Here is a 14,982-nt window from a genome sequence, read left to right as displayed (position 1 = left end):
CGGCCGCTGTTCGGATTTTTCATATTAAAACACTTGTTCCACTTCGACGACGCCCGGCACTTCTTCAAACAAGGCGCGCTCAATTCCGGCTTTGAGCGTAATCGTCGAGCTCGGGCAGCTGCCGCACGCGCCGAGGAGGCGAAGTTTCACGACGCCGTCTTCGACATCGACGAGTTCGCAGTCGCCGCCGTCGCGAAGCAGGAACGGACGCAGTTTATCCAACACTTCTTGCACTTGTTCTTTGATTTCTTGATCCGTCATTTCCATCGACTCCTTTCCTTAGTTTTTATTATAATCATGGTGACAAAAAAAATCTAATGATAAATTTTGCTTTTGCAAAGGGTGACAACGATGACATTCAAGCCGGTTGAAATTTGTGTGTACGGGGCTGACGTCATTTGCCCGGCATGCGTGCAGCTGCCGTCGTCGAAAGAAACGTACGAGTGGCTCGAGGCCGCGCTGCGCCGCAAGTATCCGGATCAGCCGTTTGTGATGACGTACGTCGACATTTTTGCGCCGCCGGCCGATGACGAGGAGAAGCGGGAGCTCGCGCAGACGATCGTCGAAGAAGATTGGGTGTACCCGGTCGTGGTGATCGAAGGAAACGTCGTCGCCGAAGGCAACCCGCGGCTCAAGGCGATTTGTGCAGAAATGGAAAAATTTGGGTATCAACCGTCGGCGCCGGAAGGGAAAAAGGCGGAATGAACTCCGCCTTTTTCATCGAATAAGGGTCAGTTGTGCTATCAATACCCATGGTGATGCTTGTACATCCACAAAATGCCTGATTTCAACAAACGCGGCACCCGGCCGGTGAGCGGGCGGTCGGCGAGCAAGCCGAAGCCGTGCTTTTTGCCGAGCGAGCCGAGAATGCCTTTTAATTTGATCGGCGGGAATTCGCTCGGTGGTTCTTCTCCGTTCCACCGCTTTTGCAGCACTTGGACGATTTGCTCGGCTTGCGCTTCAGCGAGCTGGGCGCTCGGGGAATGCGGCAGGCTCGCACAGTCGCCGACGACGTAGGCGTTTTCATAGCCGGGGATGTGATGGCGCTTCGTCAGCACCACGCGGCCTTGCTTGTCCTTTTCGACATTCAGTTCGCGGACGACGCGGTTGGGCTGAATGCCGGCCGTCCAGACGATGACGTCGCACTTGACCGGCTCGTCGTGGTTGTACAAGACGCCAGGTTCGACTTTCGTGACGTTGGAGTTGCGGACGATTTCCACCTTGTGTTCAACGAACCATCCTTCCACATAATCGCTCAACCGTTTCGGAAACATCGGCAAAATGCGCTCACCGCGGTCAAACAGCTTAATGTGCAAGTCCGGACGGCTCTCCGCCAGTTCGCTGGCCAGTTCGACGCCGCTCAATCCCGCGCCGACGATGCCGACCGTCGCTTTCGGCGGCAAATTGTTCAGCGCTTCATAGGCGGCGCGCGCCTTATCGATCGACTGGATGCTGTACGTATGCGCCTCGGCGCCCGGCACCCCGTGGTATTTGTCTTCGCAGCCCAATCCGATCACGACATCATCGTAGCGGACGCTGCTCCCATCCTTTAAATGGACGAGCTGCTGGTCGAGATCAATCGAGACGACTTCGCCGAATTGGTACACAAGCTGCGGATGTTCCGGAAACGGGACGCGGATGTGATGGTCGCTGACCGTTCCCGCGGCCAAGGCGTAATATTCCGTTTTTAAACAATGGTACGGAACGCGGTCGATGAGGATAATATGAATGTCGTTTGGCAATTCGTCCGGGAGGAGGCGCTGCAAAATGCGCATATTGCCGTATCCTCCGCCAAGCAATACAAGTTGTCTCATCGTGAAAAATCCCCTTTTGTCGAGTTTCTAAAGCCGACAATGCCATAGAAAAGTATAACGAAATTGTGACAAAAGAACAATCATTTTTCCGCTTCCTTGATCGAACGAGCATGTCCATTGACGCCGCGCCGGAAAACCGCTACGATGGGAAGAGGAAGGTGAACCGCATATGATGTTGCCCATCATCGAATTTTGCATCAGCAACTTAGCCAGCGGGTCGTACAAAGCAATGGAAATGTTGGAAAAGGATCCGAACTTGGACATCATGGAATACAGTTGCTTAAGCTATTGCACACGCTGCGCGGAAACGCTGTTTGCGCTCGTCAACGGCGAGTTTGTCAGCGGCGAAACGCCCGAGCAGCTCGTGGAAAATATTTATCGGCATCTCGAGGAAAACCCAATGTTTTAACGAAAAAAGGAGGATGTCCGCGATGCGGCATCCTCTTCAATGTATAATGAAAAAACGGGGGATATTCCCATTGTGCCCAGGAGATGCCGCCATTATACATGCGAAGCGCAAAAAATGTTCAGGAGGGAGTCATGTGCGTTCTTTTTCGTTTACGAAAATGCACGGATTGGGTAATAGTTACATATACGTCGACTTGTTCCGCGAAACATTGCCCGAGGAGGAGCTGCCGGCGATCGCCCGCAGCGTCGCCGATGTCCACACAGGCATCGGCTCCGATGGCTTGATTCTCATTTGTCCATCGGAGAAAGCGCCACTCAAAATGCGCATTTTTAACAGCGACGGCTCGGAAGGGAAAAACTGCGGCAACGGCTTGCGCTGCGTGGCGAAATACGCGTACGAGCACGGCATCGTCCGCGACCGCACCTTTTTGATTGAAACGCTCTCCGGGCTTGTCGAAGCCCGTGTTGCAGTAGCAGATGGCGAAGTGACAAGCGTGACGGTCGATATGGGCGAGCCGCGCCTTGAGCGCAGCGCCATTCCGATGGTTGGACCAAAAGCGGAACGAGTCGTCGCCGAGCCGTTTGCCATCGCTGGGGGCGAATATGAAATGACGGCGGTGTCCATGGGCAACCCGCATGTGATCTTTTATGTCGACGACATCCGCCGTGCGCCGGTGACGACGCTTGGCCCGCTCGTCGAAAAAGATCCGCGCTTTCCGGAAGGGGTGAACGTCGAGTTTGTCGAAGTGGTGAACGAGCGCGAGCTTCATTTCCGCGTCTGGGAGCGCGGCTCCGGCGTGACGCAGGCGTGCGGGACCGGAGCGTGCGCGGCGGTCGTCGCTTCCGTGTTAAACGGCAAAACGGCGCGCGGGGAGGAAACGGTCGTCCATTTGGCCGGCGGCGATTTAACGATCGTATGGGGGCACGACGGGCGCGTGCACATGACCGGTCCGGCGGAGACTGTGTGCACCGGCGTTTATTACTACCGAGGCGGGCGGAACGGTTGAGCATCGAAAGGCAAAGACGGTATACTATGAAGTAAGATCGGAATCATTCAAGGGATTCGCCCCATCTGAGCCGTCGGGTGAAAGCGGGCGAACCTGTCAAAAGACGGCCAAGCTGTTTGGCCAGTGTCAACCGTTAAAGGAGGGATCATGGATGGCAGAGGCAGTTATTACGCTGACAGAAGCGGCAGCGTTTCAAATCAAAGATATGATGAAAGAGCAGGAAGAAAAGGGCGCGTACTTGCGCGTCGGCGTCCATGGCGGCGGCTGCAGCGGGTTGTCGTACGGCATGGGCTTTGACCATGAGCGGCGTGAGGATGACATCGAATTTGAGCAGCACGGCATCAAAATTTTGGTGGACCGCGACAGCGCGCCGATTTTGCGCGGAACGGTCATCGACTATAAACAGTCGCTGCTTGGCGGCGGGTTTACGATCAACAATCCGAACGCCATTGCGACATGCGGCTGCGGCTCCTCGTTCCGCACAGCGACCAATGCCGGCACGCCGGAGCAATGCTAAGCAGGCGGGATGACGTCCATCTGCCTGGCAGAGGAAAACGGCCTGCCTTGCCGTGACGTCGGGCTCTTGAGAAGGCCGGTTTTCGCCGCACGGCCGGTTGAAAACGCGGGCGTGTACCGACTGGCGAAATGTTGGAAGGGTGGTCTTTCCCTCACGAAATTGGGGAAAACGGCCGCGCTCCAACATCGGCCTTTTCGGGAGCGCCAAAGGAGGAGAAACGATGAAAGGACAAATCAATGTCATCTTGGCGCTTGTCTTGGCGCTCATTGTGGCGCTGCTGGCGGTGGCGAATGTCGAGCAGGTGACGATCCATTATTTAGTCGGCGAAACCCGCTTGCCGCTCATTATCGTCATTTTAGGTTCGGCCGTCCTTGGCGGCCTTGTCGTCGGCATGCTCGGATGGGTGCGTTTGTTCAGCCTGCGCCGGCAGGTGAAGCTGCTTGAGAGAGAGCGGGAGGAATGGACGAAAAACAAGGCTGGGAATACTGATGGCGAGTCGGTTTCGCTGGAGCGAGAGGGATGAGGCATGAGCATGGCGCCCCCAACAAAGAGGGGCGCCTTTTGCTTGAAAAACGGGTGTGGACGGGGCGGGCTATATGAATGGCTCCAATCAGTCGGGATGCGGCGTTAAGGCGAAATGCCGAGCGCCCCTTCGCTTCCGCTTGTTTTCCCGACGGAGCGCCATTAAAACAGCGATGTCGAGTGCGCCGGCTGCATCCGCGCCGTCGGGTCGATGTACGTTTTGGCGCTGCTGATGGCGATCGGCGCTTCGCCAAAGCCGCAGGCGATCAGCTTGATTTTCCCGTCGTACGTGCAAATGTCGCCCGCCGCATACACGCCGGGGATGTTCGTTTCCATCCGCGAGTTGACTTTGATCGCATTTTTTTCGATGTCAAGCCCCCAGTTTTTGATGGGGCCAAGCGAAGAAATAAAGCCGTAGTTGACAATGACGGCGTCGACATCGATCGTTTCTTTCGTTCCTTCTTTCACATGCTCGAGGATGACTTGGCGGATGGCGTGTTCATCGCCGACGAGTTCAACGGGCACAAACGGCGTTTTCACTTGCACGCTGGACTTCTTGAGCTGCTCGACGCTATGTTCATGGGCGCGGAACTTGTCGCGGCGGTGCACAATCGTGACACTTTGGGCGATCGGTTCGAGCATGAGCGACCAGTCAACAGCCGAGTCGCCGCCGCCGCAGACGAGCACGCGCTTTCCGGAAAACTGCCCCAAGTCGTTGATGAAGTAATGCAAGTTTTTTCCTTCATAGCGGGAAGCGCTTTCGATTTCGAGCCGACGCGGCTGAAAGGCGCCGTTTCCGGCGGTGATGATGACCGTTTTCGAATAATGGATTTGTTGATTGGTGACGAGTTTAAACGTTCCGTCCTCCTGCTTTTCGAGCGTGTCGACCGACTCGTTTAGGCAGACGGTCGGCGAAAATAGGTTCATCTGCTCTTTCAGCTGGTTGACAAGCTCTTGGGCGCGCACTTTCGGAAATCCGGCGACATCATATATGTATTTTTCCGGATATAACGCGGCCAGCTGCCCTCCAAGCTGCGGAAGGCTTTCGATAATTTTGACTTTCATTTGCCGCAAGCCGCCGTAAAACGCGGCAAACATCCCAGTCGGCCCGCCGCCGATGATCGTGACGTCATACATCGTGCGATCTTCTTTCATCAACATCCCTCCCTGCATGAAATGGATGGCTGCACAACTCTATCTTACCATAAATCGACGCTGTCCAAACGAAAGAAATTTTTTAGGACAAAACGGCGAAAAAAGTCTTGAAATGGGAAAGAAAAACGACTAATATGATGAGTGGAGAAATTGTTAACGTTTTGTGACAGTCTCCCGACATTTTTTTGGCAAGGAACGTGAAGTATTTCACAAATTTTGCTCAATAAAAACGGGGGCCGCAGCAAAAGCTATAAGAAACGTGTGGAAAAAAATTAAAAAGGGTGGAAGTGATTCAGGTGAGAAAGCCAAACGTTGTCATTTTAGGCGCTGGCTATGGCGGGTTGATGACGACCGTTCGCCTGCAAAAGCTCATCGGCGTGAACGAAGCGAACATTACGCTCGTCAACAAGCACGATTACCATTATGAGACGACATGGCTTCATGAGGCGTCGGCCGGGACGCTGCATCATGACCGTGTCCGCTATCCGATCCGCGATGTCATCGACCGGAACAAAGTGAAATTCATCCAAGATACGGTGACGAAAATCATTCCAAATGAAAAGAAAGTGCTGCTTGAAAACGGCGAGCTGACGTACGATTATCTCGTCATTGCCCTTGGGTTTGAATCAGAAACGTTCGGCATCAAAGGGTTGAAGGAATACGCATTTTCGATCGCCAATGTCGACGCCGCGCGGCAAATCCGCGAACATATCGAGTACCAGTTTGCGACGTACAACGCAGAAGAGGAAAAGAAAGAGGAGCGATTGACGATCGTCGTCGGCGGGGCGGGATTTACCGGCATTGAATTTTTAGGCGAGCTCGCCAACCGGATGCCGGAGCTGTGCCGCGAGTATGACATCGACCCGCACAAAGTGCGCATTATTTGCGTGGAGGCGGCGCCCACGGCGCTGCCGGGCTTCGATCCGGAGCTCGTCGAGTACGCGGTCAGCCAGCTTGAGCGCAAAGGAGTCGAGTTTCGAATCGGCACGGCGATTAAGGAATGCACGCCGGATGGCATCATTGTCGCCAAAGGTGATGATGTCGAGGAAATTAAAGCCGGCACAGTCATTTGGGCGGCCGGCGTGCGCGGCAGCCGCGTCATCGAGGAATCTGGATTTGAAGCGGCGCGGGCGCGCATTAAAGTGGACCCGTACTTGCGTGTCCCGGGGCATGAAGACATTTTCGTCGTCGGCGACTGTTCACTCGTGATTGATGAAGAAACGAACCGCCCGTATCCGCCGACGGCGCAAATCGCCATGCAAGAAGGCCAGCTGTGCGCGAAAAACTTGGCGGTGCTCATCCGTGGACAAGGGGAGCTGGAGCCGTTTAAGCCGGATATTAAAGGGACGGTTTGCTCGCTCGGCCATGATGATGCCATCGGCGTCGTGTTCGGCAAAAAGCTGTGGGGCGCCAAAGCGAGCTTCATGAAAAAAGTGATTGACAACCGCGCCTTGTATTTGATCGGCGGTTCGTCGCTTGTGATGAAAAAAGGCAAATTTAAATTTTTCTAATCGATCCAAAAAGCTCCCGTGATGGCGGGAGCTTTTTGTATGGCAACGAAACAGGGATCCGCCGCTCGATTGTCGAAATACAAACGGTGCATAACGATCGGGAGAAAAGGATGAGGACGATGGACAACAAACGAGGAAACGTTTGGATTGCGGCGGCCGGACTGGTCATAAACGAGAATGGGGAATGGCTCGTTGTCAAGAAAAAATACAGCGGGCTAAAAGGCAAATGGTCGCTGCCGGCCGGGTTCGTCCAGCCGGGGGAAATGCTCGATGAGGCGGCGGTTCGGGAAGTGAAGGAAGAAACGGGGATCGACGCCGAACCGGTCGCGCTTCTTGGCTTGCGCACCGGCGTCATCGCTGGGGAGATCAGCGACAATATGGCGATTTTTCTGTTGCGCCCGCTCTCGCGCGACATCGTCGTGCAGACGGATGAGCTGTATGCCGCCGCGTTTTTAAGCAAAACGGCGCTTCAGAATGATCCGAACACATCAGGCTTGCTTCGCTATTTGTTGGCGCTCGAGCCGCTTGATTCCCTTTCTCTGCATGACGGACTCAATCCCGGCGATCCGTTCGGCTACACGAAATACCGCCTTTACTTTGAATCATCAAAATTGAAAGAATAGTCAAGAAAATAAAAGCGATCGAAAGATGTATCCGCTTACACGAACGAAAATGGGGGGAGAATCGCTGTTTGTTTTTACAGAAAATTTTGATATATTAACAAGAAAAGAAACGGAGGGGAACATCGATGACAAAAACATTGACAATGAACGACTGCCCGTACTGCGAGGGGCATGGATACGTTCAGCTGCTTTTGGGCGGATCGGAAACGTGCTACAGTTGCCAAGGAACCGGAAGCGATGGCGAAGAGGATGACGACCATTGACGTTCGTCTGAGGATATGAAACATCGTTTGGAAACAATCAGGCGATCATAAAGAAGAGAACGAACATTGACGGTCATCCGCCCGATCCAGTACACTGAAAACGGGTGTACGGGAGGTGAAGGGCGGATGCAAATGAGTTTGCCGGTTGTTTTGATTTCGATGGTTTTATTTTTTGTGTTGTTTTTTGGCATTGGGTTTTTGGTGAATATGTTGCTGCGCATGACATGGATTACAGCGGTCTGCTTTCCGTTGATTGCGGTTTTCATTATTGATGATGTGCCGTTGACGCGCTATTTCACCGCACCGTCCGAGGCGTTCGCCGCGCTCGGCCGGAAAATCACTTCGCTGGCGGCGGCGGATCTGTTGATTTTGTCAAGCGGATTTGCCGGCGCTCTTTGCGCCGGATGGGCGATCCGCACGCTGCGGGCGAAAGGGTATCAAATGTTTTAAAGCGTCTCTGCCCTGCAGAGGCGTTTTTTTTTTTGGCTTTTCGTCGGAAGCGGCGCTTGATTTTTTCAGAACATGCCCTTTTGCAGGGAAAATTGAGCAATGACTTCGGCATCCTTGCTCCGGAAACGATATCGCTTGTCCAGTATATGTTGCGGTGAGGACTCTTTTTGGCGGACAGGCTGATGATGGCGTTTGTGCGGAGCGGATGTGTCGGGCAATAGCCGTTGCCGAGGATGCTTGCGCCAAAGCCGTTCATCGACGTGGTGAAGCTGGCGGCTTGTTCGTTTTTTGCCGTCTTCGCAATGAATATTTCGATTTTGGATGGAGATAAATAGAGGTGTGAGAGGAGTTGAGAGCATTGAATGGATTTAGGCAGTTCGTGCGCCGAACCGCGATGACGCTGCTGTTTTTGGCGGCGCTCTTGGCGACATTCGAGTCCGTTTCCGGGGTTGACGCGAAGACGGTTCTCCATCCCTTTCCGAGCGCTTTATCGATGGATCATCAGCCCATTTGGGGAATGAAAGAGCTCGCGAAAAACGGGGGCCGCTCCGTTTTGCGGCTTGAGGATCATTTTGACTGGTCAAAATATCCATCTGTTGAAGTGATCGCCACCGGCTATACAGCCGGCATTGAATCGACCGGGAAAACGCCCGATCACCCTGAGTATGGCATCACCTACTCCGGCGTCCGCGTCAAGCGCGACCTGTATTCGACGATTGCTGCCGATTTATCGATCTTTCCGATCGGCACGATTTTGTTCATCCCTGGATACGGATTCGGCGTCGTCGCCGACAAAGGCGGGGCGATCAAAGGCCATCGTCTTGATTTATATTACGAAACCGTGGAAGATGTCTATAAATATTGGGGAAAAAGGAAAGTGCAAGTTTACATTATCCAAAAAGGGGACGGCACGCTGTCGGAGGAAGAATTGACGCGGTTGAACGAGGATGAAACGATGCAAGTGTTCCGGCAGCAATATTTGGAATCGAAAAGCTGAAAAAGGGCTCCCGCCCGTCAGCGGCCAAGAAGCGGATCGCTGTCGTCAGCGGGAGGAAACAGCGCCGGATGCAAAAGCGGCGCCAATTTTTTTAATCCGACTAAAAGGCGCGGCGACGGCCGGCAATAGAGCGATTCTTCTAAAATGTGGATGTTCCCGGTGCGGACCGCCTCGGCCTGTTGGGCATTCGGGCGCGCCGTGACGGCTTTCGGGCTCATTTTTTTTTATCTGCACGCCGACCCAAACGAGCAAGATGTGCGACGGGTTGCGGGCGAGAACGTCTTCCCATTCCGTTTGAACGCTCGCTTGCGGGATGTCGGAGAAAATGTTGCGCCCGCCGGCGAGTTCGCTTAGTTCGCTCAGCCAGTTTGCCCCGCCCGGCGTGAAAATCGGCCGCGGCCACCATTCCCAATAGAGGCGAGCCGGCTCCGCCACCGTTGCGGCCCGCTCGCGGTATTCGCTGAGAAATGCGCGGTAGCGGCGGACGAGGTCGGCCGCTTTTTTCGTTTCGCCAAGCGCCTCGCCGAGCTGAAGGAGATCGTTGGCGATGTCCTCAAGCGAATTCGGCGCCAGCACGAGATGCGGGAGCCCGCGCCGTTTGAGTTCCTCGACGTTGCGCTCCATGCCGGGCACGCTTAAAGAGGCGACGACCAGGTCAGGCTTGAGCGCCTCGACGCGGTCCATATCAATGTGCAAATCCGGCCCGACGTTTGGCAGCTGCTTCACCTCGGGCGGCCAGTCGGACGAATCGTCGACGGCGGCGACATCGTCAAGGCGGCCGAGATAGGCGATCAGTTCGGTGTTGCTTGGACATAAGGAAACGATTTTCAACGGCATCGGTCCTTTCTGCATCGGAGTATGGTTATCCATTCGCCCCATCCCGCCTTTTTCCCTCTTTCGCCCCCCTTGTTTTTAAATATGGCGAATTCATCCATTAGATGATCGAAATAATTGGCTTGTTTCGCTATAATGAAGACGGGAAGGCATAATCATAGAAAGGATGAGACGATGTTTACGGTAAAGCCATTGCCGTCTGTCGAAACGAACGAGGAAGCGTTGGTCATCGGCTTGTTTGAAGGGGGGCAGCCGTTTGCCGGCCTTGCCGGCGAGTATGACGCCCGCCTTGGCGGACAGCTGTCCGGACTGTGGAAGGAAGGCGACATTTCCGCGAAACGGGGGCGCATCGCCACCGTTCATCCATTTTTGCCGATGGGGGCGAAGCGGTTGTATTTCGTCGGTCTCGGCAAAAAAGAGGAGCTGACGTTTGCGCGGCTGCGCGAGGTGTTCGGCAAGCTGTTTCGCGCGTTGAAGCAGGCGAAGCGGACGAAAGCGGCGGTCGCGCTTGACACGTTTACGGCCGGGGACGTCGACGAAAACGAAGCCGCGCATGCGCTTGCCGAAGCGTATTATTTGGCGACGTATGAGTTCCCGGGATACAAGCAAAACAGGCGAGAGCGGGACTATGAGATGAAATCGCTCACCGTTTATACGGGGGCGGACGCAGCGGACATCGAGGCGAGCTTGTTCGTCGGTTCGGTATACGGGAAGGCGACGAACTCGGCGCGCACGCTCGTCAACACGCCGGGGAATTTGCTGACGGCGTCCGATTTGGCGGATTATGCCGTAAAGCTCGCTGACCGATACGATTTTGACTATGAAATTTTGGAGAAAGAAGACATGGAGCGGCTCGGCATGGGAGCGCTGCTCGCGGTCAACCAAGGGTCGAAGCAGCCGCCGAAATTGATCGTGTTGAAATATCAAGGGAAAGAAAAATGGGAAGACGTGATCGCCCTCGTCGGCAAAGGGGTGACGTTCGACACAGGCGGCTACTGCCTGAAGCCGCGCGACAGCATGGTTGATATGAAAACGGATATGGCCGGCGCGGCGGCGGTGCTCGGGGCGATGGAAGCGATCGGCGAACTGCGGCCGGAACAAAACGTGCTCGCCGTCATCCCGGCGACTGACAATATGATCAGCGGCGAGGCGTTCAAACCGGATGATGTCATCACATCGCTGTCCGGAAAAACGATCGAAGTCCGCAACACGGACGCTGAAGGACGGCTCATTTTGGCCGATGCGGTGACTTATGCGAAACAGCACGGCGCCAGCTATATCATCGATGTCGCCACGCTGACAGGCGGAGTGATCGTCGCCCTTGGCACGGACAAAACAGGGGCGATGACGAACAACGAGGCGCTGTTTGAGCAGCTGCTGGAAGCATCGATGGAAACCGGGGAGTTCATTTGGCGGCTGCCGATCACCGAACACGACCGCGAGCGGGTGCGAAGCAGCAAAATCGCCGATTTGAACAACTCTCCGGGGCGCGAAGGGCACGCCATTATGGGCGGGGCGTTTATTGGCGAGTTTGCCGAAGACATCCCGTGGGTGCATTTGGACATTGCCGGCACGGCGACTGCAAAGAAAGATGGCGACCTCGGCCCGGCTGGGGCGACGGGTGTCATGGTGCGGACGCTCACCGCGTTTGTTGAACGGTTTGAATAAGCAAGACGCAAGCGGCGCTGCGATCGCCTAATTCAAGCAGGACGGGCTGAGCCGGCGGCCGCGCGATGTCGAATGGGAAAGCCGAAGCAAATGTGCATAGCTTCGGCTTTTGTTTGGCACGCTACATAATACATGGGCAGGAAAAGCGAACAAAATGTAAAGGTAATGTAAATTTCGTGTAAAATTTTTGATTGTCTTATTGTAAATGCTGTGTAAATTGCTACAATAAGTAGCGGTGATTTTCGATTTCTGAGATGGAGGGTGGCCTCAATGATCTTTTCCCCAAAAAAGGACGTTTTCTTCGACATGTTGTTTACGATTTCGGAAAATGTCAAGGAAGCAGCCCAATACTTTGTTGAGTATAAAATCCGAGGCGTGAGCGACTTGAAAGAATTCGCCCGCGTCATGAAAGAGTATGAACGGAAAGGCGATTCGTTCATCCATGAGCTTGTCGTCCAATTGAACAAAACGTTCATTACGCCGATTGAACGGGAGGACATCCATCAGCTGGCGATGAAAATGGATGATGTGCTTGATGGGTTTGAACAATGCTCCGCCCGGTTTGAAATGTTCTCATTCACGGACATTGACGAACATATGGTGAAGTTCTTCGACTATATTTACCAAAGCACGATCGAAATCGTTCATGCGCTCGAACTGCTGTCGCACAAAAAGTTGCTTGACATGCGCCAGCACGCCATTAAAATCAAGGATTACGAAACGAAATGCGACGAAATTTTGCGCGCTTCGATCAAAAACTTGTTTGTGACGCAAAAAGACCCGATTAAGCTCATCCAATACAAAGAGCTTTACGAAATGTTGGAAGAGATTGCTGACAGCTGTGAAGATGTCGCGAATACGCTCGAGACGATCATTATGCGCAACGCGTAAAAGGGGACGTTGTTTTTATGGATATGATTTTAGTCTTGACGATATTCATTGTGGTTTTCGCGTTGGCGTTTGACTTTATCAACGGCTTTCACGATACGGCCAACGCCATTGCCACATCGGTGTCGACAAGGGCGCTCACGCCGCGTCAAGCCATTATTTTGGCTGCGACGATGAACTTTATCGGCGCGCTCACCTTTACCGGCGTCGCAAAAACGATTACGAAAGACATTGTCGATCCATTCACCCTTGAGAACGGTTCTCTCGTCATTTTGGCAGCGCTGGTTGCTGCCATTGCCTGGAACTTAATTACGTGGTATTATGGCATTCCGAGCAGCTCGTCGCATGCACTCATCGGTTCGGTCGCTGGGGCAGCCATTTCCGCCGCTGGCTGGGATGTAATCCACTACCAAGGTTTTCTTAAAATTTTGGAATCATTGATTATTTCTCCATTTTTGGCGATGGGTGTTGGGTTTGTCATTATGAGTTTGTTTCGTTTCTTATTTAAAGACGCCAATTTAACAAGAACAACCAAAGGGTTTCGTCTATTTCAAGTTGTAACGGCTGCATTGCAGGCGTATACGCATGGAACGAATGACGCCCAAAAAACGATGGGCATCATTACGATGGCGCTGATCGCTGCCGAAATGCACCACTCAGATGTCGTGCCGGAATGGGTGCGCATTTCTGCCGCCTTAGCCATGGGATTGGGGACGGCTGTCGGCGGATGGAAGATCATCAAAACGGTCGGTGGAAAAATTATGAAAATCCGCCCTGTCAATGGGGCGGCAGCGGACTTATCCTCGGCGCTCGTCATTTTTTCCGCCACGTTGTTGCATTTGCCAGTCAGTACGACGCACGTCATTTCCTCGGCCATCATGGGGGTCGGCGCCGCCCAACGGGTGAAAGGCGTCAAATGGGGCGTCGCCCGCCGCATTGTGCTGACATGGATCATCACCTTGCCGGTGTCAGCGTTGATTGCGGGGTTTGTGTACCAGATCCTTCGTTTATTCTTCTAATCCATGATCGAGGGTTTCCAAACAAAAAGCGCGCCTGTTGTCAAACAGGCGCGCTTCGTTTATGCCGCCGAACGGTCCGCGGCCGACGAGCGTCCGATCGCCCGGCAAATCCTCGGGGCGATCAAGCCGGCGACGATCGACAACAAAATGTCTTTCGGCAGCGGGGCGAGCATCCAGCCCCACACCATGCCGTACGAAAGCCCTTCCGGCGCTTCCGCCCATAGTTTGTACGCCATGTACATCCAGTTCGTGCCGATGACATAGTTGACGACCATGCCGACCAAGGCGGCGGTGACGAAACGGGCTTTTGATGCCGGCTGCGGGCCGCGGTTGATGACCCATCCGGTCGCATAAGCGGCAACGATAAAGGAAAGAATGAAGCCAAATGTCGGTTGGAAAATCATCGACAGTCCGCCGTTGAATTTAGCAAACACCGGCACGCCGGCGAGGCCGACGAGCATATACACAATCATCGCCACCGCACCGAGCCGCCGCCCGAGCACCGCTCCGGCCAAGACGCAGAAAAACGTCTGCAGCGTAATGGGAACACCGCCGACGACAAGAAACGGCGCCCACGACGTAATGTTCGCCCCGATCGCCATCAAGGCGACGAACATGGCGGCGAGCGTCATGTCAATCGGTCGAAGGGAACTCCGTCGTTCCATATGTAAACCCCCTTTTTTTGTCCGTTAACAAAATCGTACCGAACAATCGCTAGGCTGTCAATTCTCTTTTTTTGGCGGATGATCAAACGGCTTGGGGGGATGATAAAGAAAAAACGACTCCTCGAGCGCTTCATGTGGACAACGCGGCGAGGAGCGTGAAAGGAGGTCTTGGCCATGGATTGGTTCGTGCCGGATGAGGAGCTGAAACGGGCGAGCAAAATCGGAGCGAACGAAGACATCATTCATACGAGCAAAAATGACGAGGGCTACGATTTGCGCACCCCGGCGGAAATCGGGGCTCGGCAGCCGACGGATGAAAACGGCAATGCGTGAAAGAAGGGGCGCGGATGGATGGGAAAGAAAAACGTCTTGGACCGCTCCGCGCCTCGAAAAAGCCGGGGGATCGAGCGAAAAAAGATGGCCGCCTCCCAATCGTGTTCCCTTAGAGTGGTCTTGTCGTTCTGATAAAATGCTGCCGGCTCGAATGCTGTGCTCGTTTTTCGGTGGATTTTTCCGCATGAAAGGATATATATAAGTTGAAACTTTGTTTTACATCCAGTAGAGCGCCCGCTGCATTCTATCAAAATGACTTGTTATGAAGGAAAACAGAATCGAACAATCGGAAAATCTTTATTGCAACT

18 protein-coding genes and 1 pseudogene are annotated in these 14,982 nt (G+C 53.9%); 14 read left to right on the top strand and 5 right to left on the bottom strand.

The window, feature by feature from the left end:
* Positions 1 to 24: 24 nt before the first annotated feature.
* A complete protein-coding gene (locus I656_RS00970; RefSeq protein WP_011232431.1) occupies positions 25 to 267 on the bottom strand; it encodes a NifU family protein in 243 nt (80 codons plus the stop codon).
* Between the two features lie 84 nt (positions 268 to 351).
* On the opposite strand from I656_RS00970, the gene I656_RS00975 reads away from it, so the two are divergent.
* Complete coding sequence (locus I656_RS00975) at positions 352 to 705, top strand: YuzD family protein (protein WP_015375727.1); 354 nt, start codon at positions 352 to 354, stop codon at positions 703 to 705.
* A 38-nt stretch (positions 706 to 743) separates the two neighbouring features.
* Here I656_RS00975 and I656_RS00980 read toward each other — a convergent pair whose 3' ends face one another.
* Positions 744 to 1,814, bottom strand: a complete 1,071-nt coding sequence (locus I656_RS00980; RefSeq protein WP_011232429.1) for an NAD(P)/FAD-dependent oxidoreductase — start codon at positions 1,812 to 1,814, stop codon at positions 744 to 746.
* 169 nt (positions 1,815 to 1,983) lie between these two features.
* On the opposite strand from I656_RS00980, the gene I656_RS00985 reads away from it, so the two are divergent.
* From I656_RS00985 to I656_RS0116880, 4 genes are all read left to right on the top strand, one after another.
* On the top strand, positions 1,984 to 2,223 hold the full coding sequence (locus tag I656_RS00985; protein ID WP_013144336.1) for a YuzB family protein: 240 nt from the start codon (positions 1,984 to 1,986) through the stop codon (positions 2,221 to 2,223).
* Positions 2,224 to 2,356: 133 nt separating this feature from the next.
* Positions 2,357 to 3,229, top strand: coding sequence for a diaminopimelate epimerase (gene dapF, locus I656_RS00990; protein ID WP_033006736.1), 873 nt, complete (start codon positions 2,357 to 2,359; stop codon positions 3,227 to 3,229).
* Positions 3,230 to 3,380: 151 nt separating this feature from the next.
* A complete protein-coding gene (locus I656_RS00995) occupies positions 3,381 to 3,746 on the top strand; it encodes an iron-sulfur cluster assembly accessory protein (RefSeq protein WP_020756751.1) in 366 nt (121 codons plus the stop codon).
* A 220-nt stretch (positions 3,747 to 3,966) separates the two neighbouring features.
* Positions 3,967 to 4,269: a lipopolysaccharide assembly LapA domain-containing protein gene (locus tag I656_RS0116880; RefSeq protein WP_011232425.1), complete on the top strand. Its 303-nt coding sequence runs from the start codon at positions 3,967 to 3,969 to the stop codon at positions 4,267 to 4,269.
* 161 nt (positions 4,270 to 4,430) lie between these two features.
* On the opposite strand, the gene I656_RS01000 is transcribed toward I656_RS0116880, so the two are convergent.
* On the bottom strand, positions 4,431 to 5,429 hold the full coding sequence (locus I656_RS01000; RefSeq protein WP_190299993.1) for an NAD(P)/FAD-dependent oxidoreductase: 999 nt from the start codon (positions 5,427 to 5,429) through the stop codon (positions 4,431 to 4,433).
* Between the two features lie 281 nt (positions 5,430 to 5,710).
* Between I656_RS01000 and I656_RS01005 the strand changes: the two genes are divergently transcribed.
* The 5 genes from I656_RS01005 to I656_RS01020 all read left to right on the top strand — a co-directional run bounded on the left by I656_RS01005 (position 5,711) and on the right by I656_RS01020 (position 9,267).
* Positions 5,711 to 6,934 carry an NAD(P)/FAD-dependent oxidoreductase gene (locus I656_RS01005; protein WP_033006735.1) on the top strand — a complete coding sequence of 408 codons (1,224 nt, stop codon included), beginning with the start codon at positions 5,711 to 5,713 and terminating at the stop codon, positions 6,932 to 6,934.
* Positions 6,935 to 7,053: 119 nt separating this feature from the next.
* Complete coding sequence (locus I656_RS01010; protein ID WP_011232422.1) at positions 7,054 to 7,557, top strand: NUDIX domain-containing protein; 504 nt, start codon at positions 7,054 to 7,056, stop codon at positions 7,555 to 7,557.
* A gap of 125 nt (positions 7,558 to 7,682) precedes the next feature.
* Positions 7,683 to 7,820 carry a YuiA family protein gene (locus I656_RS18790; protein WP_020756745.1) on the top strand — a complete coding sequence of 46 codons (138 nt, stop codon included), beginning with the start codon at positions 7,683 to 7,685 and terminating at the stop codon, positions 7,818 to 7,820.
* A 126-nt stretch (positions 7,821 to 7,946) separates the two neighbouring features.
* On the top strand, positions 7,947 to 8,270 hold the full coding sequence (locus tag I656_RS01015) for a YuiB family protein (RefSeq protein WP_014196657.1): 324 nt from the start codon (positions 7,947 to 7,949) through the stop codon (positions 8,268 to 8,270).
* A 358-nt stretch (positions 8,271 to 8,628) separates the two neighbouring features.
* Complete coding sequence (locus I656_RS01020; RefSeq protein ID WP_033006734.1) at positions 8,629 to 9,267, top strand: 3D domain-containing protein; 639 nt, start codon at positions 8,629 to 8,631, stop codon at positions 9,265 to 9,267.
* 17 nt (positions 9,268 to 9,284) lie between these two features.
* Here the strand turns inward: I656_RS01020 and I656_RS01025 are convergent.
* Positions 9,285 to 10,098, bottom strand: a pseudogene (locus tag I656_RS01025) (cobalamin-binding protein).
* Positions 10,099 to 10,275: 177 nt separating this feature from the next.
* Between I656_RS01025 and I656_RS01030 the strand changes: the two are divergent.
* The 3 genes from I656_RS01030 to I656_RS01040 all read left to right on the top strand — a co-directional run bounded on the left by I656_RS01030 (position 10,276) and on the right by I656_RS01040 (position 13,676).
* A complete protein-coding gene (locus I656_RS01030; RefSeq protein WP_033006733.1) occupies positions 10,276 to 11,769 on the top strand; it encodes a leucyl aminopeptidase in 1,494 nt (497 codons plus the stop codon).
* Positions 11,770 to 12,039: 270 nt separating this feature from the next.
* Positions 12,040 to 12,660, top strand: a complete 621-nt coding sequence (locus I656_RS01035; RefSeq protein WP_033006732.1) for a DUF47 domain-containing protein — start codon at positions 12,040 to 12,042, stop codon at positions 12,658 to 12,660.
* Positions 12,661 to 12,677: 17 nt separating this feature from the next.
* Positions 12,678 to 13,676 carry an inorganic phosphate transporter gene (locus tag I656_RS01040; RefSeq protein ID WP_020756737.1) on the top strand — a complete coding sequence of 333 codons (999 nt, stop codon included), beginning with the start codon at positions 12,678 to 12,680 and terminating at the stop codon, positions 13,674 to 13,676.
* Positions 13,677 to 13,735: 59 nt separating this feature from the next.
* Here I656_RS01040 and I656_RS01045 read toward each other — a convergent pair whose 3' ends face one another.
* On the bottom strand, positions 13,736 to 14,341 hold the full coding sequence (locus tag I656_RS01045) for a biotin transporter BioY (protein WP_020756736.1): 606 nt from the start codon (positions 14,339 to 14,341) through the stop codon (positions 13,736 to 13,738).
* A 174-nt stretch (positions 14,342 to 14,515) separates the two neighbouring features.
* Between I656_RS01045 and I656_RS18785 the strand changes: the two genes are divergently transcribed.
* The gene (locus tag I656_RS18785; protein WP_164832351.1) at positions 14,516 to 14,674 is read left to right on the top strand and encodes a hypothetical protein; all 159 of its coding nucleotides are present in this window, start codon (positions 14,516 to 14,518) and stop codon (positions 14,672 to 14,674) included.
* Positions 14,675 to 14,982 lie beyond the last annotated feature (308 nt).

Source organism: Geobacillus sp. WSUCF1, from assembly GCF_000422025.1.
Classification (GTDB): domain Bacteria; phylum Bacillota; class Bacilli; order Bacillales; family Anoxybacillaceae; genus Geobacillus; species Geobacillus zalihae.
This window is presented reverse-complemented; position numbering and strand designations above follow the sequence as displayed.

Bases quoted from the DNA above. Each gene is read 5' to 3' on its own strand.
- I656_RS00995 (WP_020756751.1), top strand. From the start codon at position 3,381: ATGGCAGAGGCAGTTATTACGCTGACAGAAGCGGCAGCGTTTCAAATC.
- I656_RS01045 (WP_020756736.1), bottom strand. From the start codon at position 14,341: ATGGAACGACGGAGTTCCCTTCGACCGATTGACATGACGCTCGCCGCC.
- I656_RS01010 (WP_011232422.1), top strand. From the start codon at position 7,054: ATGGACAACAAACGAGGAAACGTTTGGATTGCGGCGGCCGGACTGGTC.
- I656_RS00975 (WP_015375727.1), top strand. From the start codon at position 352: ATGACATTCAAGCCGGTTGAAATTTGTGTGTACGGGGCTGACGTCATT.
- I656_RS00985 (WP_013144336.1), top strand. From the start codon at position 1,984: ATGATGTTGCCCATCATCGAATTTTGCATCAGCAACTTAGCCAGCGGG.
- I656_RS01040 (WP_020756737.1), top strand. From the start codon at position 12,678: ATGGATATGATTTTAGTCTTGACGATATTCATTGTGGTTTTCGCGTTG.
- I656_RS01000 (WP_190299993.1), bottom strand. From the start codon at position 5,429: ATGTTGATGAAAGAAGATCGCACGATGTATGACGTCACGATCATCGGC.
- I656_RS18790 (WP_020756745.1), top strand. From the start codon at position 7,683: ATGACAAAAACATTGACAATGAACGACTGCCCGTACTGCGAGGGGCAT.
- I656_RS0116880 (WP_011232425.1), top strand. From the start codon at position 3,967: ATGAAAGGACAAATCAATGTCATCTTGGCGCTTGTCTTGGCGCTCATT.
- I656_RS01035 (WP_033006732.1), top strand. From the start codon at position 12,040: ATGATCTTTTCCCCAAAAAAGGACGTTTTCTTCGACATGTTGTTTACG.
- I656_RS00980 (WP_011232429.1), bottom strand. From the start codon at position 1,814: ATGAGACAACTTGTATTGCTTGGCGGAGGATACGGCAATATGCGCATT.
- I656_RS00970 (WP_011232431.1), bottom strand. From the start codon at position 267: ATGGAAATGACGGATCAAGAAATCAAAGAACAAGTGCAAGAAGTGTTG.
- I656_RS18785 (WP_164832351.1), top strand. From the start codon at position 14,516: ATGGATTGGTTCGTGCCGGATGAGGAGCTGAAACGGGCGAGCAAAATC.
- I656_RS01030 (WP_033006733.1), top strand. From the start codon at position 10,276: ATGTTTACGGTAAAGCCATTGCCGTCTGTCGAAACGAACGAGGAAGCG.
- I656_RS01015 (WP_014196657.1), top strand. From the start codon at position 7,947: ATGCAAATGAGTTTGCCGGTTGTTTTGATTTCGATGGTTTTATTTTTT.